Genomic DNA, 23,227 nt, shown 5'->3' with positions numbered 1-23,227 from the left:
CAATAACTATAGCGTTTTAAATTATTTCAAAACATCAGAAACAGTTGTCATTTGCAAAACTTTCTCAGCTTGTTTTACGTGGCGCTCATTATGAAATATTAATACTCTAAAAGTATCACCAAGTTTTAGTTTAATGAGTTTTGAAATAGAAATAGCCGTTTTAGTTTTGTCAAGATTCACACGTTTTGCCTTATTCAATACGTCAATGATTTGATGTTGATGTACAATGAATTTTTCAAGTGTTTGCATGTTCAATTTAGAATGTACAGGATTCATTGATTTGAATGTTTTCATTTTGTTTACATTCTCTTTATAAGCCACCGATTTACTAAAGTATTTTCCAAGCCAATTACTTTTGAATACTTCTGTATTTTCATGTTTCGCATTTTCTATTTTCTGTGTAATTTCTGGAATATAAAAATCACCATACCGATTTAAGTGTTCTATACATTCTAAAACACTCCAACTTTCAGGTTCTTCTTTCCAATTTAAAGATGTGATTGGTTGCTTTTTGAAGCTTTCAACTGTGTTTATATTCTCACGAGTAAGCTCTAACAAGTCTTGTAATAATTGTTTTGATGTAGATACCATTATTTTTTTTTGACAAATTTCGGCATCGTTTGATCCAAAAAAATTGATTGAGATTAAGATTTTTTAATCCTCGAAAGTGTTTCAGGAGTCATTCGTAAATATGAAGCAATATATTTATTAGGAATTTCTTGAAATAACTGAGGACTTCTTTCCAAAACTCTTTTATATCTTTCTAGAGGAGATGATGTAAGAATATCACGTTCTCTTTCCATTTGTTGCAATACAAAACTCTCTAATATAGAAAGCCATAAACTTCTGTTCTCGTCAGATGCCTGAATAAAGTTTCTATAGCTTTCTTTACTTATTGCTTTTACAACTGTTTTCTTAAGTGCTTGAATATAAAATTCAGAAGGCTTCCCGTTTAAAAAAGAATCTAAAGCAGCTATCAAATTGTTTTGATAACCAAATCGAATGGTATGTTCTTCATATTCATCAATTACAAAAATACGCAAGCTTCCACTTATAACTAAATAAATATTGGTGTCAATACTTCCCTTAACTTTTAAATACTCATTACGTTCTAATGTAATTTCTTTCTCCCAGAGATCATTGTTGCTTAGTTTATCAACTACTATTGAAATTGGATTCATATTATTTCTTTTAAACCGCTTCAAACATTTTTCCAGGTAGTGGTTTCACAACACCTTTCATTTCCATTTGTAATAAAACTGGCGCTACTTTATGAATAGGTAATTTACATGCCAACGCAATACTATCTAACATGGTTTGTCCTTGTTTTTGCAAGTATGAATAGACGGATTGTTCTTCTGTATTGAGTTCTACGAATAATTGTTTCTGTATTGGTTTTTTAACTACTTCGTCCAAATTCCAACCTAATAAATATAGAATATCGGCGGCTGATGTGAGCAAGTGCGCACGTTGTTGTTTTATCAAATTATTACAACCAATACTTTGCAAATCGCCAACTCTTCCCGGAACGGCAAATACGTCTCTGTTATATGAATTTGCAATATGTGCCGTTACCAAACTTCCACCTTTTTCAGCAGATTCAATTACAATAGTTGCTTGTGTCATTCCGGCTACTAATCGATTTCGTTTTAAGAAATTTTCCCGATCAGGATTGGAAGTACTCCAAAAATCAGTTACAAAACCACCATTTTCTTCTACAGCAGGCATAAATCGTTTGTGTACTTTTGGATATATCTGATTTAAACCATGTGCCAAACAACCAATCGTTGGAATATTATTTTTAACGGCTGCACGTTGCGCAACAATATCAATTCCGTAAGCAAAACCTGAAACAATGGTCGGTTGTAAAACGGCTAATTCTTCAATGAGTTTTTCGCAAAAATTACTTCCATATGTTGTTGCTTTTCGCGTTCCAACAATACTAATCATTTTAGAAGCATTCAAATCTGCATTTCCTTTTTGGAATAGTAAAATTGGTCCATCCGCACAATGTTGCAAACGTTTCGGATACGTTTCATCCGTAAAATAATGTGTTTGTATATTTTCTTTTTGAATGAATTGCAATTCGGCTTCAGCCAATTTTAGATTTTTAGCATCATGTATATTGGCTAAAACATGTGTTCCAATTCCGTCTATTTTGAGTAATTTTTGTTTCTTCTCTTTTAGTACAGCTTCCGCGCTTCCACAATGTTTGATGAGTTTTTTTGCAATGACATCGCCAATATTTGCTGTTTTTTGAAGCGCCAATGTGTACACTAATTCCTGCTCAGAATTCATATAACTTTGATTTTCAAAACTAAAGTTAGTGCAATTTTTAATGTTAATAAAAAGTTTCGTCTATATTTCATTCGCTTTATATTTTTCCTAACTTTGTTTTAATGAGATTAGACAAATACATAAGCGACCTTTTATATAGATATGAATGTGTAACTATTCCTGGTTTTGGAGCGTTTTTAACGCAACGAAAAGGAGCACAAGTACATCATACAACCAATGCATTTTATCCACCATCAAAAGTGTTATCTTTTAATGCGCAACTTTCATCTAATGACGGATTGCTCGTAAGACATATTGCTGATGTTACTGGAAAAGAATATGAAAGTGTATTAAAAAAGGTAGAAAAGAAAGTCGCTTCTTGGAAAGAAGAACTCAACAATGAAGCTGTTATTTCGCTTGAAAACATTGGTGATTTATCATTGAGTGCTGAAGGAAATATTCAGTTTGAACCTTCATACCATTTAAATTATTTGACTTCATCTTTTGGATTATCTTCGTTTGTTTCTTCTGAAATTAGCCGAGTTATTCCAACGATAGCAGAAGAAATTCCAACATCAGTTCTTGTCGAAGAAACACCTGTAATTCCGTTAGTTGTAGCAGAAGAACGCAAAGGTTTCCGTTTTACATGGAAATATGCTGCCGCAGCTGCTATTATTTTTAGCGCAAGTGTGTTTGGATTCAATCAATATCAATCACAACAACAATTGGTAGAACAAGGAAAAGCACAAGAATCTATTAATAATTACATTCAACAAGCTACGTTTTTTGGAAACAATCCAGTAGAGTTGCCTTCTATTACGTTACAAGTAGCAAAAGAAATTAAAAACTATCATGTTGTTGCAGGCGCTTTTCGTATTGAAGAAAATGCACATACAAAAATTGCACAATTAAAAGCTACTGGTTTTGAAGCTGAATTATTGGGTCAAAATAAATATGGTTTACACCAAGTATCGTATGCAAGTTTTACAACGCGTGAAGAAGCTAGTGAAGCTTTACTAAAAATTAAACAAACTGAAGCACCAGAAGCTTGGTTATTAGTTACTGAATAAATTCAATCACAATATATATTTAAAAAGACTGCTTTTATAGCGGTCTTTTTTATGTTATACAAAATAGTTTTTTTATTTAAGTTGTCACACTTTGTATCTTTTCTGTGTCTAAATAAATAGATATGAAAGATACTTTAGAAGTTTTAGTACAAAAAGCAAATGCTGGTGATAGAAAATCGTTGGAAGCAATCGCTTTGAACATTCAGGATTATATCTACAACTTATCCTTAAAAATGTTGCTTTATCCACAAGATGCTGAAGATGCTACACAAGAAATACTCATCAAAGTCATCACACATCTGAGTACCTACAATTACAAAAGTAAGTTTACTACCTGGGTATATAGAGTTGCAACAAATTATTTAGTAACCTATAAAAATAAAAAAGCCAAAGAGTTTGCAATGCCTTTTGAAGAATATGCAAAATTAATTGATAATGGACATTCCAATACGGTAAAATATGCTTCCAATGAAGGCGAACTCTCACTGTTAGAGGAAGAAGTAAAGGTAAGCTGCACGCAAGGTCTACTACTTTGCCTGAATCCTGTTGATAGAATGGTATATATATTGTCGGAAATTCTTGAATTTAATAGTGTGGAAGGTTCTGAAATTATGGAGATTACTTCTGATAATTTCAGAAAGAAACTATCACGATCAAGAACTAAAATTCGCAACTTTTTAAATAATAAATGTGGATTGGCAAATCCTAGAAATCCTTGTCGTTGCAAGAAAAAGATTGATTTTCTGATTGATCAAAAAATTATCAATTCAAAGGATTTACGATTTGCAGGTTTTTCACAACGTAGTATTGACCTAATTGGACGACTAGATAAACTAGAAAAGTCTATTGAGATTTATCGTTCTGTCCCTAAGGTTGAAGCGCCTAAAGCAATCTTTAAAAAATTACAACAAACCATCACATTCACCTAAATATGACCCTCAAAAAATTCAACTTTAAACATTTTATTACCATCACTTTATTAACGAGTATCTGGATTCACATTTCAGAGATTTTCCGTTATTTCATATTCGTTGTTCCTAGTACGCAATCATTTTTTGATCATAAATCAGGTATTGCGGATATAGATCTATCTATTTTTGCTATTTGGGGATTTTGGGATACGCTATTAACAGCAATTCTTGTTTTTTTCTTTTGGTTGTACTCGCGTGTTTTTGGATATTCTAATCGTTCCGTTTTAGCATCAGGAACTATAGTATGGTTAGCCATTTTCGTGATTTTTTGGATTGCAACAGCAAATATGGGATTGGCAGAATGGAATATGCTTTCGATAACATTACCATTAAGTTGGTTAGAAATGATTGTAGGTGCTTGGATAGCTTCTAAACTTTATAAAAAACACGAAAAATGATTCCTTCTAAAATAGTAATTATTCCATCCAAAATGGAGAAGTTTTATGGAAAAGGCACTATGTTGCATCCTTCCAGAGAAACCATTGCAGCACTTGTAAAGACAGTTCCTAAAGGATCTATTGCAACAATAGATACACTCTCTAAACGTTTGGCAAACGATTTTGACACCGATGTAACATGTCCCATGCGAACAGGAAATGCGCTGAAAAAAATTGCAGAACATTATTCAATTGATACTGTCGATTATAAAGTTCCTTTTTGGCGTGTAATTCGTACGAACAAATTGGTTATTAAATCAAAAAACTATGAATTTTCAGCATCTTTACTAGAAGATGAAGGATTCAAGTTATTATATCCAAAATCTGGTGCTATAAAAGTTGATGTTGATACAGATAGGCTATTTTCTTTTTAGTCAATTTACGTATGTAAAACTTCCATTGTTTCTGTAATTAATTCTATTTTTTAACGTCCTAGAAAACGAATCTATGTAACTTTGCAAAAAATTTAATGATGGAAGCAAAACATCCGAAATCATCGACAACAATTATGACTGACTTGGTATTGCCAAGTGAGACAAATCCGTTAAATAATTTATTTGGTGGCGAATTGTTAGCACGTATGGACAGAGCAGCAAGTATTGCAGCTCGTAGACATTCGAGAAGAATTGTAGTAACCGCTTCAGTAAATCACGTGGCGTTTAATCGTTCTATTCCAGTTGGAAGCGTAGTTACTGTAGAAGCTAATATTTCGAGAGCTTTTAAGTCTTCTATGGAGATTTATATTGATGTTTGGATTGAAGATCGTGAATCTGGATTGCGCGATAAAGCAAACGAAGCTATTTATACATTTGTTGCCGTTGATGACACGGGAAGACCTGTTCGTATTCCTGAATTAGTTCCAGAAACTAAGTTAGAAAAAGAACGTTTTGAAGGCGCTTTACGTAGACGACAATTGAGTTTGGTATTAGCCGGAAAAATGAAACCAGATGATGCAACAGAATTGAAAGCATTATTTGGCTAATAGAAATAAAAAAGCAACCTCTTTACAATAAAGAGGTTGCCTGCCTTTCAAATTACACCTTCGAGAACTTTACTTATCTCAAAACTATTTTTTTAGTCACACTATAGTCGCCCGAATTGAATTGTAATACATACAATCCTGCATCAAGTGATGACAAGTCAATTTCTTTATTGTAAAAACCTGCGTTGTTATTTAATGTTGTTTCAAACACTTTTTGACCAGCTGTTGTATAGATAGAAACTTCGTTTTTATTTCCACTTAATTTCGCTACATCATATAAAAGATTTACTTTTTTATCTAATGAAGGATTTGGATAAATTCCGAAAGAAACACCATCAGCAACCTCAGCAACACTCAAAGAACTAGTAACATCTTCTTGATTGAATGTAATATCACCTGATCCACTTCCTGAAAATGCTGAAAAGTATATTCTGTACACTGTATCATCTGCATATTTTACATAGAAAGCACGATCAGAATTTACGCTAAAACCAGTTCCTGTAAAGGATTTCCAATCATATCCTATAATATTTATATCTGTTGAATATGTTAAACTTGGATTTGTTGGCATTCCTCCTACTTCTTCATTTTGGGCTACTGTAACTTCACTACTGTGCAAAACTCCAGTCACTAAATACTGTGTATTTGGCGCTACTTCGGTATAATAACGTGTAAATACAAAATCCCAATCAGTTGTTGCAGGTTCTGCAATAACTTCTGCATTTGTAGTGAACGAATAGTAATTGTATTTGTTCGTTGGATTGCCCGAATTGGCTACTGTAGCAGTTTGATCTGCATTCCAAGCACTTCCAGTCCAAGTACTATATTTAAAGGTATAAGACCCGAAATAATCTTCAATAATCAATTTTCTATACGTTCCATCTGCATACTTTAATACAAAAATGATGCTTCCAGTAATGTGGTGCGTTACTGGATTATAACTTCCCCAACCAAAACCAAAAGGTGGCGCATTGTTAGAACCTTTCATAAAAGCGCCATTATTCCAATCAGTATCACTGTTGTATAATTGTGTCCAGTTACTTTCGTTAGCAATGTCAATTGTATTCCAATCGCTTGCAGTATTTGAAGCTTCAAAAACTTCAATTCCGATTCCACCATTTACGCGAATTGCTTGGTTTAAATTACTTTCTCTTAAAAAAGCAATATCCCAAGAGTTTGCAGCAAATGTTGTCGCTGTTTCTGTGCTTACTTTGTAAAATACTTGGTTTGTATAACCTGCGCCCATGCTTGTATTTACAGTAATTTCTTGTGCATGCATCATCATAAAACTTATGAATAGAAAGCATACTAATTGTAATTTTGTTTTCATTGTAATTGAATTTTAATGTGTGATGATTGTTGTTTTTATTGTACTAATTGATATTCAAATTCTGGATAACCGCGTTCTCCATTTTGATTGGTTAATGCCAAGAATTTTAACTTGTATATATTTCCGTTTGAATCTTTAATGATGTAAAAACGATCAGTACGTGCTGTTCCTGAAAATACATCGCGCCAATTGCTTCCAATGGTTGTTTGATCTTGAGAAAAATTAGCTTCCGCTAGATTTGATAAGGTAAAATCGTCATACGTTACATCACTTGTATCTACTTCATAGGAAACTGCTCCTCCTTTTCTATTATGTATGACAAAGTCTGAAAAACCATAACTTCCTGCACCAGGCAAAATATTCGTCAATACCGTAAAACTGATATCCCATTTGTCTTTTTTAGGTTCAACATTGACTAGATTATTTGTATTGAAACTAAAATGACTAAAATTGAAATCTGTATTTTTTGAAATGATAATTTCTTGATGCGAAGTATCGTCTAAATTGGCGTATTGTAATACATAGTCATCTCCATTTTGAAGGATTCGTATTTTCTTCCAACCTCTTTGATCTCCAGCAACGGCAACACTTCCTGTAGTTGGTGTAGCAGTTCCAACCTCATAACCTAAATTCACTAAATACACTTTATTGTCAGCATCATTCGTAGAAATTTCATTGATGGCAGTTTCCAAAATGTTTCCGTTTGGTGCATCAACATATGCTGCATTTGCAGGATCAAAAGTTCCAACTGCTACTTGTGGTTGCAAACTGGCTACACTAGCTGGTGTTACAGCATCAATATCAGTTGCTGTTAATTGTTTTGTAGCCATGTAAATAGAACTATTAATCGTAACTCTAAATTCGGAACCATTGTAAAACCCTAAATCCCATGAATCACGTTGCGCTAAGGTTGTACTTTGACTACTTAAATCAACAAATACTTGATTTCCTTCATTTGGCCCACCAAGTTCAGGCGTAATACTTCCACCTAAAGCTGCTGCTGCATTAATTATAAATTCTGTATTACCTTGAATAATTGCATTATCGTAATTTACAGATGAAATCATAAAATTGATCAACGTTGTTTCATCAAGTGTATTATTGAGCTTATTGAATACAATTTCATTCTGAATTTCACCAGATACAATTGACAATTCTATCATGTTATTTACTGCTGCAGGAATCGTCGTAAAATCTTGTCCATATGCTGCATTTGTTGGTGCTATTTGTATCGTAACAGAACCATTTTGCAGTGCTGTTTCCGAATACACCAATGGAATTGATTCTTGATTTCCAATGTCTTGTAAGTTTTTTGATAGACTTTCAAAAGCTACTACAAACGGATCGCTTTGTAAATTATCATCATCACTACAGGCACTTATAAAAATTGTAAATGCTACCAATAAAAATTGTTTCAATTTCGTCTTCATGATTTATAGATTTAGGTTGTATGCTAATTTTAAAAAGTAAGATCGTCCGTATCCTATCAATAAATTTGTTGGCGGTCCATTGTGTGCGCCGCCTTCAACAGCCGTTGTATTCACATTGGTTACGTCTAACAGGTTTCGAACACCGAACGTCGTTTCTATTTTATTTTTGAAGAATGATTTCTTTACCGTAGCCTCTAGCCAGCTATACGCATCTGTAGTTCCGCGCACGAATTCTTGATTTCCTGCAGCATTGGTTTTTTCAACAAATTGATATTGCTTTCCAAGATGTTTGAAATACAGAGAAAACGTTGAATTCCATTTTGGAATACTATAGTTTATATTGCTATTTACTTGAAAATTGTATAGAAAATCATCGTTTGAACTTGTATTACTATCCAACACTTTAGAAACTCCTAAAATTGAAAAGCCAAGTTGTACCTGTAGTTTCTTGTATTTTAATGTGTTTTCAAAAAATACACCAATCGATTTATAGGAATCAATATTATTATATTGAAAAGCCAACGGACTTTGTTCTACAACAATCAATTCAATACGGTCTTTTACATCTAAATATGCCAGACTGATTTTATGTTTTAATTGTATCGCTTCATTTGTGAGCCAAAAGCGTTTTTTTAAATGCAAGAAAGCAGACAAACCACGTTCAGGATTTAAGCTTGGATTTCCTTGTACATTGTGGTTTACATCTACAAAATAGGTAAACAATTCATCGTAACTTGGCGTTCTATTTGATGAACCAACGATTCCACGCAATTCCCAATCGTCTTTAAAAATGTATTTTGAACTTAGAGAGAATACATATTGATTGTCAAATAAGTTGGTAAATGAAACGCGCGCGCCTGGTCGTACGGAGAAACGATCAGAAAGTGTAATTTCTGAGGAAGCAAAAAAGTCATAATTGTTCAAACGCTGTGAAACATTATTTTCAGCAGGATCAATCGTAATGGCTAACGGTGAACCCGAACCTTTTTCATTTGTAAATTCATAACCAGCTTGCAGGTTAAATTTTTCTGTTTGAATCAGATTGCTAAATGTTCCACGTGAAAAAAGTGCTGATCTTGATAAATATTCTCCTTTTTGGACATTCAATTTTTCATCATGACGAATACGGTATGTATATGTTTCTAACTCTTTTGTTTGTTCTTGATATGATAATGAAACATTGAAATTTACTTGTTTTCCTAGCTTTCCATTACTGTTTAAATGATGAATAATACGTTCATTTGTATATACTTCATCCAAAGCAAGCGGATCACTTGTACTTGTTGCTGGATTTTCATTTAAGTTTACAATAGCATTGAATCGGTCAATATTTTCGTTGAAGTAATCAAACTTATAGAAAACATTGAAGTTTTCTTTTTTATAGTTCAATAGTAATTTGGCATTATGCTGTTCTTTTGGCAACCATACATGCCCACGCAATCCATCATTTCTATCATACACTTCACCTTCTCGATTATCCCAAAAACCTCCAAAATCATTTCGTGTATACGTAACGTTTCCAAACAATTCTTCAGTAAAATTATGTCCAATTTTCACAGATTGAATATGCCTTCCTTTGTCAAACCATTCATACTCATCACCAACTGTTTCTTCTTGAATATATGCGCGTATCCTGGTTTTTTGAGCAGCTGATTTTTTAGTAATAATATTGATTACTCCAGAAACTGCATTTGCTCCGTATTGTACGCCCATAGAGCCTTCAACAATTTCAATTTGTTGAATATCATCCAAATTAATCAGCGTTAAATCTGTGTTATTCCCAACACCTTCTTCATTAATTACGGGAACATTATCTACCAATATTTTAAAATACTGTGAATCCAATCCAAACAGACTTACTCCTGATTTTCCTGTAGATGCATTCGGAATGATATTAATATTCAACGATTGATTTAATAAATCGGCCAAGTTATTTGCCGCTCGTTGCTTAATTTCTTTTCTACCAATCACTTTTACTTCAAAAACAGACTTTTTTACAGACTGCGGATTGTGTTGCCCTGTAATCACAACTGTTTCTAATTTTTCAACTTTCGTAGAATCTTTTACTGTTGCTTGTTTTTTCTGACCAAACACAGAGTTCATTAAAAAAAGTGAAAAAATAATGCATAAATTATTTTTATTTAGACTCATTCCAATTAAATTTGTCGCAAATATATAAGTTATTTTAATTCAATCTAAATAAGTATAATAAAATTTTAAATTATTTTTCTGTTAACACAAATCAATTATTAAAATGAAAAAAATCACAGTACTATTCGTTTTAACCCTTGTATTTATTAGTAATACAAAGGCACAAAGCAAAAAAAAACAAGATAGAAATGCTATTAAAGAAATGTGCGGATGTTTTGAAGTTACCTTCAATTTTGCTGAAACTTTCCAATACAGCAACGATTCTTTGTACAAACCTTCAACAACAAAAACAGACAAAGGTTTGGAATGGGCACAACTCATAGTTGATGAAAAAAACAAAATTTCTATTCAGCATTTATTGCAAGTTGGAAATCCTGCAAAACCCTATATCGTAAAACATTGGCGACAAGATTGGTTGTATGAAAACAACGATTTTTACATGTACAATGGAGATAATAATTGGACTTATAAGAACAAATCAAGATCAGATGTAAAGAAACAATGGACACAAAAAGTATTTCAGGTAGATGATAGTCCACGTTATGAAGGTTCAGGAACTTGGGTTCATGTAGATGGAAAAAGTTACTGGGAAAATACTACAGATGCTCCATTACCAAGACGTGAATACACAAAACGTAGTGATTATAATGTAACCGTTCGTGGGAATAGACATGAAATTACAGATAATGGCTGGGTTCACGATCAAGATAATTTAAAAGTAGTTCGCGAAGAAGGAAAAACAGATGTAATCATCGCTAGTGAAAAAGGATATAATGTGTATAAAAAAGTTGCTGATAGCCGCTGTAAAGGCGCTTCCGATTGGTGGAAAAAACATCAAGGAAAATGGGCGACAGTTCGTAAAAAGTGGAATGAAGTTTACGGAAGAGATACCAACTTATCATTAGAAGCGAAAGTTGACAACAAAGCATTGTACAAGCATTTATTTGCTGAGGAAATGACAAAAGAAGAGGAAATTAATGCAGTTATTGAATCTTTTGTAAAGAAATAAGTTATGAAAAAACTACAATTAATTATTCTAAGCATTGCTTTCTATACTGTAGGATTTGCGCATGCGCAAAAAACAAACGAATTTCTAAGTAGAGCATATTGGAAAACAAATCCAACCATTTTGGATATCGATAAAAAAATAGCAGATGGAAACGATATTTCCGAACTAGACAGCAATATGTTTGACGCTGTTTCTATGGCGCTTATTGAAAAAACAGACAATCAAACTATAAAGTATTTACTTTCTAAAAAAGGAAATGATGTCAATAAGTTGACACATGATGGAAGAACGTATATTTTTTGGGCAGCCTACAGAGATAATCTGGAAATGATGCAGTTTTTAGTGAAAAAAGGTGCGAATACAAATGTTATTGATAGTCATGGATATTCTGTAGCAAACTTTGCCGCAGTTACAGGTCAAGTAAATACAAAACTATATGATTTTTGCCTTAAACATGGCGCAAATTTAACAACGGAAACCAATAATGATGGCGCAAATGTATTGCTGTTAGTGGCACCATTTGCAAAAGATTTTACCATTATTGAGTATTTTATCTCCAAAGGAATATCACTAAAAAGTACAGACAATAATGGAAATGGAATCTTCAATTATGCTGCAAAAGCTGGAAACATTCCATTGATGAAACGTTTGATTAAAGAAAAAGTGAACTATAAAACATTGAGCAAAAAAGATGAAAATGCCATCATTTTTGCAAGTCGTGGTTTGCGCAGAAAAGTAAATACATTGAAAACCTTTAAGTATTTGGTTTCTCTAGGAATTGATGCAAATATCACTACAAAATCTGGAGAAACTCCATTGCATTCATTAGCGTATAAATCGGAAGATGTTGCCGTTTTTAAATATTTTGTTGCCGAAGGTGTTGATGTAAATCAGGTTAATGATGAAGGAAATACACCTTTTTTAAATGCTTCATACAGAAATACCGAAGGAATTGTTACGTATTTATCTGAATATGTAAACGATATCAATCATAAAAATAAAGAGGGAAAATCTGCTTTGACAAATGCTGTTCATCGTAATTCTCCTGAGGTTGTAGCGTTTTTATTAAACAAAGGCGCAAGCATTGATGTTTTAGACAAAGAAAATAATAATCTTAGTTATTATCTATTGAAGAATTTCAATCCTAAGAAACAGGAACAATTTAATCAAAAGCTAGCACTTTTAAAAAGTAAAGGATTCAATTTTTCAACACCACAACGTAACGGAAATACATTATTTCATTTAGCATTAGATAGCAATAATCTTTCACTAGTTAAGTATGCATATTCATTAGATATTGACGTAAATCAGAAAAATAAAGAAGGGATTTCTCCATTACATATGGCGGCAATGAAAGCTAAGAATACTACAATTTTAAAATATTTACTTTCTATTGGAGCTGATAAGTCACAAAAAACAGCCTTTGACGAAAGTGTATTTGATTTGGCCCAAGAGAATGAAATTTTACAAAAAGAAAAAATCAATATCAATTTTTTAAGATAATCATGAAAAAATCAACAATTATAATTGCAACTATCGTTTGTGTGCTGTCTGTTTTTACATTAATGAGTTTTAGCACGATTACAAAAAGTTCAAAATACAAATGCATGATTCAAATGAAGAATTATTCAGGCGAAGGAGCATATGTAGTGATTTCATTACTCGATACAAAAGGAGCGTATTTAGAAACTTTGTATGTACAAGGAAACGATGACGAATGGTATTCTGATATTAGCGAATGGTGGAAATTTTATGGCAAAAGACGCTCAAATATTGATGCTATTTCTGGAGAAACCATTAGCGGCGGCGAACGAAAAGTTAGTGTTGTAGCAATTCCTGATGATAAAATTGATGCAGGTTATAAAATCCGTTTTGAAACTGCTGTAGAAGACCAGGAATATTATGCCGATGATGTTCAATTTGAATTGACTTCTGAAACCGTAAAAAGTAAAGTTGAAGGAAAAGGATTTATTCGTTATATCCGTATGATTCCACAATAAATGTAACGACGTAATGACAATTTCTATCTGGAGATATAGCCACTTATTGTTGGCTATATCTTCTGCCCTTTTTATAGTAATCGCTTCCCTTACGGGAATTATTTTAGCATTTGAACCTATTTCAAATCAGCTAGAACCGTATGCTGTGGAAAATTTAGAAGAAATATCTATAGCAAATACCATTACCGTTTTACAAAACAACTATGATGAAGTTATTGAAATAAATGTGACGAATGATAATTTTGTCATTGCTTCCGTAATTACAAAAGAAGGTGAAAGTGATACATTTTATATGGATCCAATTACAGGAAAAAAACTTGGAAATATTATAGAGAAAGCGCCCATTTTTAAGTTTGCTACAAACCTTCATCGTTCGTTGTTTTTGAAAAGTACAGGGCGTTTTATCGTAGGTTTTGTGTCTTTTTTACTGTTTCTTATTGCCATTACTGGAATCTTCTTAATTGCAAAAAGGCAAGGTGGAATTAAACGTTTTTTCTCAAAAGTAATCAACGAAAATTTTCAACAATATTACCATATTCAATTGGGAAGAATTATGCTAATCCCGTTGCTTATTATTACGCTTACAGGCGTGTATTTATCCTTAGAAAAATTTTCATTGTTACCATCTTATAAGGTCTCGCATCAAGCAATTGAGTTTTCTGAGACAATTCCTGAAAAAGTAAAATTATCTGATTTTGAATTTTTTCAAGAAATTTCGTTAGCAAATCTTAAAAATATTGAATTTCCATTTTCAGAAGCTGTAGAAGATTATTTTTTAGTAAAACTAAAAGATCAAGAAGTACAGGTTCATCAATATACAGGAGAAATATTGAGCTCATATCAACTTCCTTGGGTAGCTATTGCTTCCGAATGGAGTTTAGTATTGCACACAGGACAAGGAAGTATTTTATGGTCGCTCGTTTTATTATTAGCATGTTTTGCACTTCTTTTCTTTATGTATTCAGGGTTTAAAATGACGCTAGAACGCACAAAGAAACGGTTGATTCCAAAAAATATTCATGATAAAGATATTGCCGAGTTTATCATTTTAGTAGGTTCAGAAACAGGAAGCACATATGGTTTTGCGACCCTGTTTTATAATGCGCTTCTCGCGAATGGAAATACTGCATTTATTGCTTCACTAAATACATATTCAACCTATAAAAACGGCAAACATTTGATTGTATTTACATCAACGTACGGTGAAGGTGAAGCACCAAATAATGCGAAGAGTTTTGAGAATTTATTAAAAAATACATCTTCTAAAAACACCATTAATTTTGCTGTAGTCGGTTTTGGTTCGTTACTATATCCTGATTTTTGCAAATATGCTTTCGTAGTAGATTCTTTGCTACAAAAACATCCGAATTTCATTCCTACAATATCATTGTTTAAAATAAACAATCAATCATTTACTGCTTTCCAAGATTGGTCTAAACAATGGAGTTTACATACAAATATTTCAATTGAGATTGAAAAACCTCAACCTAAGATCAATCTAAAAAAACAACAGCTATTTTCTGTGGTTGAACGTTCTAATTTGAATGAAGATGATACTTTTTTGATTCGTTTTAAACCAAGAAAAAAAATAAAGTTTCAATCAGGTGATTTATTATCATTTTATCCTGAAAACGATTTTGTAGAACGCTTGTATTCAATTGGAAAAGTAGACAATACTATTACGTTAAGTATAAAAAAACATGATTTTGGAATTTGCTCTTCTTATTTGAGTCAACTACATAAAAATGCCGAAGTGAAAGCAATTGTAAAACAGAACCGTGATTTTCATTTTCCAAGGTATGCAAATGAAGTTGTCATGATTGCAAACGGAACAGGAATTGGTCCATTTTTAGGAATGATTAACGAAAATCAGCAACAAAAGAAACTACATTTATTTTGGGGAACTCGTACACAAACTTCTTTAAAAATCTATAAGGATGTTATTGATAAAGGTTTTGAAACAAATCAATTGACAAGCATGCATATTGCATATTCTCAAGAATCAACAAATAAAAAGTATGTCCAGGAATTAATTTCTGAGCAAGCTGATTTTATTGCAAATGTATTGCAAAATGAAGGCGTACTTATGATTTGTGGTGGAGTTGCTATGCAAAATCAAGTGTTGGATATTTTGGATACAATTTCAAGATCAAAATTGAATCTTCCATTGAGTGATTTTAAAAATAGGGAACAAATAAAAATGGATTGTTATTAATTTTAAAAAGAAAATGTATGTGTAGTTCATTAACAACAATTAATCAGGTAAATGGTAATGTTTTAACTTTTTGCAAAACCTGTAAGATGTATCATTTAGAGTTTGCAAACGTTTATCTTGAATTTACAGAACAACAATTTAAGGAGTTTAGAGAATACTTAGCAACGATTGATGTTGCGTATTGGGAACACAAATATGCTTGTGTAAAAATTAAGCGTAAAATTCCGATTCCAACAACACAAAATAATTTAATTCTGATGTTTAATCGACATGAGATTGATGAATTAATAGCGTTATTTTTTAATAAAGAAAGTCATAAAAAACCACTACTCGATGTTTCTCAAATTGATTATACGTTAATTATTAATTAGTTTTTTCTTTGAGAAGCATTTTAGGTATGCTCACTAAAAACGCAATTCTATTTTGTGTCTAATTTTTTTTTAGGTTTCACTAAATTTTATTTCTAATCCAGCTAAATTAATCCATTTTACGTATTACATTCTATACAACCAACTTTCTGGATTTAAACGTGTTGTGTTTTTGAAAACGAAGAATTTAAGTTTTGTTTTGCCTGTACTTTCATCAGTATCAACAGTTCCAATGTTTTGTTTTGTACTAACTTTATCACCAACACTTACGCTTACATTTTTAAGGTTGTAATACGCTGTAATATAACTACCATGCGAAATCATAACACCTTTGTTTCCGCCTTTTACTCCAAATATATGTGTTACTTTTCCTTTGTAAACTGCGCGCGCTTTGGCATTTTGATTCGTTGCCAATACAATACCGTTATTTTCAATGGTTACGTTCGGGTTTAGTAAATCACGATGTTTACCATATCCTTCTGTTTTTGTTCCTTCTGCAACTGGCCAAATGTGTTTTCCTTTGTTTGCCGCAAAGCTGTTTCCAATTGCTTTGGCTTCTGGCGTTAATGCAAAGGTTTTATTCGTTGTTTTTTTACCTGCTTTTTTGTTCGATTTTGCAATGGCATCACGAATGAGTTTTTCTATTTGACGGTCAATTTCATCTGCTTGTTGGCGTTTCTTTTTGACTTGACCAGCATATTTGTCTTTGTCTTTTCGTAACGTAGCTAGCATTTCGCTCTGAATTTTTTTCTCGCCTTCTAGTTCTTTTTGAATTTTTCGATTGCCTGTAATTAATGCTTCTTTTTCCTTTTTTTGTGCAGCGTAAGTTGTGTTTAGCTGTTGTAATTCTTGCGTACGCGCTGCAATAGCTTCACCTTGCTTCTTACGATAATCTGTATACTGCTTCATGTATTGCACACGTTTGTATGCTTGCAAAAAGCTTTCTGACGAAAGTAAAAACATAAGTCTGCTTTGCTCAGATTTGCTTTTGTATGACTTGCGAATCATTGCTGCATAATCTTTTTTAAGCTTCGTTAAATCGCTTCGTAATTGCCCAATCTTTTTGATGTTTGAATTGATTTGATTTGTCAACAAGTTTGTTTGCTGATTCATCACTTTGATCAAGTCTCTTTTGACGCGGATTTTATGATTGATGCTTTGTACATCATCCACAATAAATTTTGTTTTCGAATTCGTTTTTCGAATCAATTTATTGATCAAACTTATTTCTTTCATGAGTCGCAAACGCGTTGCTTCCAACTCTTTCTTTTTGTCTTGTGCAAAACCAATACTACTTACCAATAACAGTAAGAGTACAATGATTTTTTTGGAATTTTGTATGCTAAATAAGGACTTCACTAAATTTTTATTTCTTTATATCCACTTGGGATTTTAAACGGGAAACGCACTTTTTCGTTGAACGTAACTTTTTTATATTCTACAAAAATTGTAGTTTCTTTATTTACTTCTTCCGCTTTTATTTTAACATTTTTTGGAAAAACCTGCCCTGTTATTTCTTGATATTCTGGATATTGAATTGTCAGTAAACGCTGTTCTGCTGATTGCTCTAAACGTTCTTCTTTTACTTTAAAATGAAATGCATCTAATGTGAATAATCGTTTGAATAATTCAAAGTCACGTTTTGGTGTTAACGCATATGTTTTTTCTTCTATTTTCGAATCAAATCGTTCTTTCTTTAGATCGTATAACGCATTTCCAATTAATAAATTTTGCACTTTTTGAAAATCAAGTTCTGTTCCCAAGAAATTACTTAATAGCGTAAAATCACCTTCAAAGTATGTATTATCGAGTTTGTTGTAGAAACTCACTTTTGTTGGTGTAATGTATACTTTTACTAATGATAGTGTAGCACTTAACCAAATGGCTTCATCTTTTTTCATGCGTAAACTCAGCGTGAAACTTTCTTCCTTTTTTCCATCGTTAAATCTCACTTTTATTTTTCCACGAATAGTTTTGAATTTCAATTCGTTTCTGTAATGATTTTTGATGATATTTTTGGTAGACAAGTTCGCCACTTCACCAGCAGAAGTAACTGTCTTAGTAGATTTACATCCAATTAAAAACAGTAATAATAAACTTGCAATACTTATTTGAATTCCGTTTTTCAAGTGTTTGAATTTAGTATACGCGTAAACGTTATTGTATCTTTTTTTGATAGTATTTTTCCTTTTTGGAATTGCCTATTTTTTTATACGCAACTACAAATGCTTGATAGAATTCTTTTTCCAGCGGCGCATTATCAATAATATAATCCAACCCAATTTCGAGCATTTCTATCGCACTCTTATATTCTTTTAACGCATTTAATGCCTTTGCATTGTATAAATAGAGTTTTGGTTGCGATGGAAAGTCGCTTAAACCCTTTGTTGCAAGTCGATTTGCAGCTAGATATGATTTAGTTTGCAAGGCATCTTTAATTTGATCTAAAATTTTCCCATCGCCTCTTACTCTTGGTTTTGGCGTTTGACTAATTATATCATCAACTTTTTTAGAAGGCCTCTTTTTTTCCATTCTTTTTTCCAACATTTCCTTCATGCGCGCTGCTGTTGGTGTTAAGCCTGCTTCTTTTTGAAGCTTTTCTAATTGTTTTAACGCCTTTTTGTATTCCTGTTTACCAATATGAACTTTTGCAACATCTTCTCTGAATTTCGGATTGAGATAGATGATTTTTTTTCCCGTTGCTAACGCGTCATCACGTTCATTTAGCTTTAGTTGTGTATTGAATAATCCTAGAAGATACCATTGATTTTGCGGTTTTTTAGTCACTGCACTTTCAAATGATTCTTTCGCATTATCGTAATCTTTTTGAGAATAGTAATTTTTTCCTAATTCAAAAGCAATACTTGCGTTATCGTCAATTTTTTTACATTTTAGCAACTCATCAATTGCTCTGTCATAGTTTTCAATACCACGTTGTTTGAGTGCTTCAAAGAAGTGTTCTTGAAATTCGTCAATGTTTTCTTCTAACGAAATTTCTGCACTTTCTTCTTCTTGTGCATGTACAACCTCAGGAATTGTAAATAACATTCCTGAGAGTATAAATATGTACATGTATTTTTTCATCTAAACGTGCTGTGTATAGGGTTATGCTTCTAACGTTGAATAGTCACCAATGCTAATTTTTGTAAAACTTCCGTCAAATTTTGCATGATTTCCAATCATTGCTTCCTCTAAATTAGCGTTTTTTACTGTAGTATTGGTTTGTATTAAGCTATTTTTAAGACTTACGCTTTCCAATCGTGAATTATCACCAATTGAAACATTTGGACCAACCGTTGAGTTTTCAATGACAACATTTTCACCGATGTAACATGGTGCAATGATTTCTGAGTTGCTAATTTTTGCAGAATCGGCTACTAGTTTTTCATTATCAGCTTGTAAAAACCCTAACATTTTCCCATTGGTTTCTAGGGTAACATTTTTGTTTCCACAGTCCATCCATTCATCAACCTGACCAGTTACAAAACGACGCCCTTTTGCCATCATTCCTTTGATTCCGTCATTGATTTGATATTCACCACCGTGAATTATGTTATTGTCTAATACGTATTGTAATTCTTCTTTTAATACCGCAACATCTTTGAAGTAATAAATTCCGATAACTGCTAAATCTGATACAAATTCGGCTGGCTTTTCTACTAATTCTACAATTTCCTTGTTGTCGTTTAATTTTACAACACCGTATGCTTCTGGACTATCTACTTGTTTTACCCAAATAGCTGCATCTGCATCTTTATCTAAGTTGAAATCTGCACGAATTAACGTATCTGCATACGCAATTACTGCTGGACCTGATAGTGAATCTTTTGCACACATAATAGCATGACCTGTTCCTAATGGTTGATCTTGACGATAGATACTTGCTTTTGCGCCTAAACCTTCTGCAAGTTCCGTTAAGCTTTCTACAACATCATCTCCAAAAAACGCTGGATCACCTAATACAAAAGCTATTTCTTCAATAGGTTCGCCTAATACTTTGGCAATGTCAGAAACTAATCGGTGTACAATTGGTTTTCCTGCAACTGGAATTAATGGTTTTGGTACTGTAAGTGAGTGTGGACGAAGTCTTGAACCTCTTCCTGCCATTGGTACAATTATTTTCATGATATCGTTGTTTCTATGTTTTTGTTAATTTGTTTTTTGTTGTTTGCGTATTTGTTGATTTGTCTAACGCCTCAATACTAATATCTAACTTCTTATTTAACGCCTGTACTTCCAAATCCGCCAGCGCCTCTGTCTGTCGTTGAAAGTTCGGTTACTTCTTGCCATTCGGCACGTTCATGTTTTGCAATTACTAGCTGCGCAATTCGTTCGCCGTTTTCTACTGTAAATGCCTCTTTAGATAGATTGACAAGAATCACGCCAATTTCTCCTCTGTAGTCTGCATCAATCGTTCCTGGTGCATTGAGTACTGTAATTCCTTTTTTCGCAGCTAAACCACTTCTAGGACGCACTTGTGCTTCTATACCAACAGGCAACTCAATGAACAATCCTGTTTTGATAATCGCTCTGTCCATTGGTTCCAATGTAATTGATTCCGGTAGGTTTGCTCGTAAGTCCATTCCGGCGGAAGCCAACGTTTCATAATGCGGTAACGCGTGTTGCGATTTGTTGATTATTTTTATGTTCATTTCTGTTGATTCGATTTTGGGTTAATTTGTACTTTATCTTCTCTCAATCCTAACATCTAACTCTCTTTTTTTAATAGTTGTTTGAGCTCTTTTCGTTCTGATAGATATATGATTGCCAAAAATACTAAAACTAACGCAGTTGTGATGATATAATTTCCTCGAAACATATCGTAGAAAGCTATTGCTGAAAATACAGTTGCGATAAGTACGTATATCGCTATTTTTTTGATGTTATATGGCACAGGATAATACTTTTGACCTAGCGTGTATGAAACAATCATCATGCTTCCGTAGGCAATTAGTGTTGCCCAAGCAGACGCCATGAAACCTATTTGTTGTATCATGATTAAGTTGAACACAATGGTAATGATTGCGCCAAATATGGAAATGTACATTCCGTAGCTCGTTTTGTCTGTCAATTTATACCAAATAGATAGATTGTTGTAGATTCCTAAACATAGATTTGCCAATAGAATGATTGGTACAATTGCTAAGGCGTCTAAGTATTCTTCTTTACTGATGAGAATGTCTGCAAATAGATCAATATATGAAACTACAACTAACATAAATATTGCACCCAATATGGTAAACCACTTGAGAATTGTAGCATAGTTGTTTTTGGCGTTTTTTTCTTTCGCATGATTGAAGAAAAACGGTTCTGCTCCTAAACGGAACGCCGTAATGTAAAGTGTCATGAATACACCGAGTTTGTAACAACCTGCGTATTTCCCCATTTCGGCATCACCGATCATACCTCCTAAAAAGAGTTTGTCAATATTTTCGTTGGTTACATATGCCAAACTTCCAATCATGATAGGTAATCCGTAGATGAGTAGCTTTTTCAAGATTGCCGCATCAAACGACCATTTTATTTTTAGAATGTTTGGAATGAGTAAGATGAGCGTGAATATACTTGCAAATACATTCGCTAAAAATATAAAGATAACTTGTGGTTCGCCTTTACTATAAAAGTTGAATGATTCTGGCAATATTCCTTCGGAAAGGTATCCGTTTGGAATTGCCCACAAGAAAATAATATTTAATACTGTGAGAAATAGAATGTTTGCTATTTTGATTCCTGCAAAACGAATGGGTCTGTTTGTGACACGCAAATACGCAAACGGAATGACAACAATGGTATCTAAAAATACGGTCCAAACTAAGATTTTGACATACATTACTTTTTCAAAACCAAATAGTTGTGTGATTTCTGGCGCAAAGCTCAATCCAAGAATTAGAAATAATACCGTTGTTACTAGTAATGTTGTAAACGATGTGGAAATGATTTTTCCTTTTTCTTGTTCTTTACTAAAGAATCGAAAAAACGCCGTTTCCATTCCGTAGGTTAGCAATGCGTTTAAATACGCAGCATATACATAGTATTCTGTATTTACTGCATACGTAGCTGTTCCGAAAACAGCTGTGTGTAGTTTTACTAAACCTATATTGATGGCACGTGGCAATATTGCCGCAATTCCATAGATAATGGTGTCTTTGAAGAACTTTTTTAGTACGCTCAAGGAATGTTTTGTTTACTCGATAATCGAGATTTAAATACTCCGAGGTTTTCCCCGTTGTTTTATGTGAACTTTTCACGTATGTCTCACGGACTTGCTCCGAGATTGTTTACTCTTCAAAAGTATTGATTTCTGAGGGCTTTCCCAAAAGGAATTTTTTACTCGATAATCGAGATTTTAATAATCCCTTGCTTTATACGTTAGTTTACTGCTTATTTTCGGGTGCAGTTTGATAATAGATTGGAAACTTACTAATGATGCCTTCTATTTTGAAATACTTGAGTTTTCCATTTTCTGTATAACTTATTACGAGTTCATCATCAGCTAATACAAATGCTATTCTTTCTAATTTTGGCGGTTCATTTGCGGCTTCTTTTCTATGATCTTCATGCAGTATGATTTTTTTTTGAGGAGCGTTTACAAAGTTTGCAATATATAAACCATTGTTATTGGTTGAATTTTCTTTGAGAACCGTTTTTATTCCACGAAAGTATAGGTCTTTTATTTCTACGACTTTTTTATTCAGGTTTTTAAGTGTCATTTGTATACTGAGTCCACTTTCACCTTTTTCTTTTCCAGAGGTCCATTCTTGCATAAACACACCTTCAATTGTAAATGGAGTTTTTTCTTCTAGTTTCATGTTTTTTTGTGATGTAGAACAGTTTGTAAACCCTATTAGTAAGAGTATTGGAAGTATTTTTTTGATGTGTTTGATCATGCTGTTTGTTGTATCTGGGTTTTGGGTTTTGGGTTTTGGGTTTTGGGTTTTGGGTTTTGGGTTTTGGGTTTTGGGTTTTGGGTTTTGGGTTTTGGGTAAT

Annotated in this window: 23 protein-coding genes; 10 read left to right on the top strand and 13 right to left on the bottom strand. The window is 32.9% G+C overall.

The features are described from left to right. Window positions 1-21: 21 nt before the first annotated feature. From ACUUYC_RS08210 to dprA, 3 genes are read right to left on the bottom strand one after another with little or no spacing between them, the layout of a single operon-like run. Window positions 22-591, bottom strand: coding sequence for a DinB family protein (locus tag ACUUYC_RS08210; protein WP_474265191.1), 570 nt, complete (start codon window positions 589-591; stop codon window positions 22-24). A 53-nt stretch (window positions 592-644) separates the two neighbouring features. After that, window positions 645-1,181, bottom strand: a complete 537-nt coding sequence (locus ACUUYC_RS08205) for a Crp/Fnr family transcriptional regulator (RefSeq protein ID WP_474265190.1) — start codon at window positions 1,179-1,181, stop codon at window positions 645-647. Window positions 1,182-1,191: 10 nt separating this feature from the next. Continuing rightward, window positions 1,192-2,298, bottom strand: a complete 1,107-nt coding sequence (dprA, locus tag ACUUYC_RS08200; RefSeq protein WP_474265189.1) for a DNA-processing protein DprA — start codon at window positions 2,296-2,298, stop codon at window positions 1,192-1,194. 101 nt (window positions 2,299-2,399) lie between these two features. Here dprA and ACUUYC_RS08195 point away from each other — a divergent pair, with 101 nt between their 5' ends. The 5 genes from ACUUYC_RS08195 to ACUUYC_RS08175 all read left to right on the top strand — a co-directional run bounded on the left by ACUUYC_RS08195 (window position 2,400) and on the right by ACUUYC_RS08175 (window position 5,737). Beyond that, window positions 2,400-3,347: an HU domain-containing protein gene (locus tag ACUUYC_RS08195; protein ID WP_474265188.1), complete on the top strand. Its 948-nt coding sequence runs from the start codon at window positions 2,400-2,402 to the stop codon at window positions 3,345-3,347. Window positions 3,348-3,469: 122 nt separating this feature from the next. Next, window positions 3,470-4,276: an RNA polymerase sigma factor gene (locus tag ACUUYC_RS08190; RefSeq protein WP_474265187.1), complete on the top strand. Its 807-nt coding sequence runs from the start codon at window positions 3,470-3,472 to the stop codon at window positions 4,274-4,276. A 2-nt stretch (window positions 4,277-4,278) separates the two neighbouring features. Continuing rightward, window positions 4,279-4,716, top strand: coding sequence for a hypothetical protein (locus ACUUYC_RS08185; protein ID WP_474265186.1), 438 nt, complete (start codon window positions 4,279-4,281; stop codon window positions 4,714-4,716). Next, complete coding sequence (locus ACUUYC_RS08180; protein WP_474266381.1) at window positions 4,713-5,129, top strand: hypothetical protein; 417 nt, start codon at window positions 4,713-4,715, stop codon at window positions 5,127-5,129. The genes ACUUYC_RS08185 and ACUUYC_RS08180 overlap by 4 nt, the downstream gene beginning before the upstream one ends. 98 nt (window positions 5,130-5,227) lie before the next feature. Further along, window positions 5,228-5,737 (top strand): acyl-CoA thioesterase, encoded by a 510-nt coding sequence (locus ACUUYC_RS08175; RefSeq protein ID WP_474266365.1) that lies wholly within the window; start codon window positions 5,228-5,230, stop codon window positions 5,735-5,737. A 73-nt stretch (window positions 5,738-5,810) separates the two neighbouring features. On the opposite strand, the gene ACUUYC_RS08170 is transcribed toward ACUUYC_RS08175, so the two are convergent. The 3 genes from ACUUYC_RS08170 to ACUUYC_RS08160 are packed head-to-tail and all read right to left on the bottom strand — an operon-like array spanning window position 5,811 to window position 10,648. Further along, window positions 5,811-7,067: a T9SS type A sorting domain-containing protein gene (locus ACUUYC_RS08170; protein WP_474265185.1), complete on the bottom strand. Its 1,257-nt coding sequence runs from the start codon at window positions 7,065-7,067 to the stop codon at window positions 5,811-5,813. A 35-nt stretch (window positions 7,068-7,102) separates the two neighbouring features. Beyond that, on the bottom strand, window positions 7,103-8,497 hold the full coding sequence (locus tag ACUUYC_RS08165; RefSeq protein ID WP_474265184.1) for an HmuY family protein: 1,395 nt from the start codon (window positions 8,495-8,497) through the stop codon (window positions 7,103-7,105). A 3-nt stretch (window positions 8,498-8,500) separates the two neighbouring features. Continuing rightward, entirely contained in the window at window positions 8,501-10,648 is a 2,148-nt protein-coding gene (locus ACUUYC_RS08160; protein ID WP_474265183.1) for a TonB-dependent receptor plug domain-containing protein, read from the bottom strand. 103 nt (window positions 10,649-10,751) lie between these two features. Between ACUUYC_RS08160 and ACUUYC_RS08155 the strand changes: the two genes are divergently transcribed. From ACUUYC_RS08155 to ACUUYC_RS08135, 5 genes are read left to right on the top strand one after another with little or no spacing between them, the layout of a single operon-like run. After that, window positions 10,752-11,657, top strand: a complete 906-nt coding sequence (locus ACUUYC_RS08155; RefSeq protein WP_474265182.1) for a DUF6607 family protein — start codon at window positions 10,752-10,754, stop codon at window positions 11,655-11,657. A gap of 3 nt (window positions 11,658-11,660) precedes the next feature. Next, window positions 11,661-13,160, top strand: coding sequence for an ankyrin repeat domain-containing protein (locus ACUUYC_RS08150; protein WP_474265181.1), 1,500 nt, complete (start codon window positions 11,661-11,663; stop codon window positions 13,158-13,160). 2 nt (window positions 13,161-13,162) lie between these two features. Beyond that, on the top strand, window positions 13,163-13,657 hold the full coding sequence (locus tag ACUUYC_RS08145; RefSeq protein WP_474265179.1) for a DUF2271 domain-containing protein: 495 nt from the start codon (window positions 13,163-13,165) through the stop codon (window positions 13,655-13,657). A 13-nt stretch (window positions 13,658-13,670) separates the two neighbouring features. Next, on the top strand, window positions 13,671-15,872 hold the full coding sequence (locus ACUUYC_RS08140; RefSeq protein ID WP_474265178.1) for a PepSY domain-containing protein: 2,202 nt from the start codon (window positions 13,671-13,673) through the stop codon (window positions 15,870-15,872). A 17-nt stretch (window positions 15,873-15,889) separates the two neighbouring features. Further along, window positions 15,890-16,243 (top strand): DUF6686 family protein, encoded by a 354-nt coding sequence (locus ACUUYC_RS08135; protein WP_474265177.1) that lies wholly within the window; start codon window positions 15,890-15,892, stop codon window positions 16,241-16,243. 123 nt (window positions 16,244-16,366) lie between these two features. Here ACUUYC_RS08135 and ACUUYC_RS08130 read toward each other — a convergent pair whose 3' ends face one another. From ACUUYC_RS08130 to ACUUYC_RS08100, 7 genes are all read right to left on the bottom strand, one after another. After that, window positions 16,367-17,599 (bottom strand): murein hydrolase activator EnvC family protein, encoded by a 1,233-nt coding sequence (locus ACUUYC_RS08130; protein WP_474265176.1) that lies wholly within the window; start codon window positions 17,597-17,599, stop codon window positions 16,367-16,369. After that, the gene (gene lolB1 / locus ACUUYC_RS08125; RefSeq protein ID WP_474265175.1) at window positions 17,599-18,369 is read right to left on the bottom strand and encodes a lipoprotein insertase outer membrane protein LolB1; all 771 of its coding nucleotides are present in this window, start codon (window positions 18,367-18,369) and stop codon (window positions 17,599-17,601) included. The genes ACUUYC_RS08130 and lolB1 overlap by 1 nt, the downstream gene beginning before the upstream one ends. 28 nt (window positions 18,370-18,397) lie before the next feature. Continuing rightward, complete coding sequence (locus ACUUYC_RS08120; RefSeq protein ID WP_474265173.1) at window positions 18,398-19,312, bottom strand: tetratricopeptide repeat protein; 915 nt, start codon at window positions 19,310-19,312, stop codon at window positions 18,398-18,400. 33 nt (window positions 19,313-19,345) lie between these two features. Next, window positions 19,346-20,365 (bottom strand): sugar phosphate nucleotidyltransferase, encoded by a 1,020-nt coding sequence (locus tag ACUUYC_RS08115; RefSeq protein WP_474265171.1) that lies wholly within the window; start codon window positions 20,363-20,365, stop codon window positions 19,346-19,348. 92 nt (window positions 20,366-20,457) lie between these two features. After that, on the bottom strand, window positions 20,458-20,892 hold the full coding sequence (gene dut / locus ACUUYC_RS08110; protein WP_474265170.1) for a dUTP diphosphatase: 435 nt from the start codon (window positions 20,890-20,892) through the stop codon (window positions 20,458-20,460). A 56-nt stretch (window positions 20,893-20,948) separates the two neighbouring features. Further along, entirely contained in the window at window positions 20,949-22,412 is a 1,464-nt protein-coding gene (locus tag ACUUYC_RS08105) for an MATE family efflux transporter (RefSeq protein WP_474265169.1), read from the bottom strand. Window positions 22,413-22,614: 202 nt separating this feature from the next. Continuing rightward, entirely contained in the window at window positions 22,615-23,127 is a 513-nt protein-coding gene (locus tag ACUUYC_RS08100; RefSeq protein ID WP_474265168.1) for a hypothetical protein, read from the bottom strand. Between the last annotated feature and the right edge of the window lie 100 nt (window positions 23,128-23,227).

This window comes from Kordia sp. E (assembly GCF_056033805.1).
This window is presented reverse-complemented; position numbering and strand designations above follow the sequence as displayed.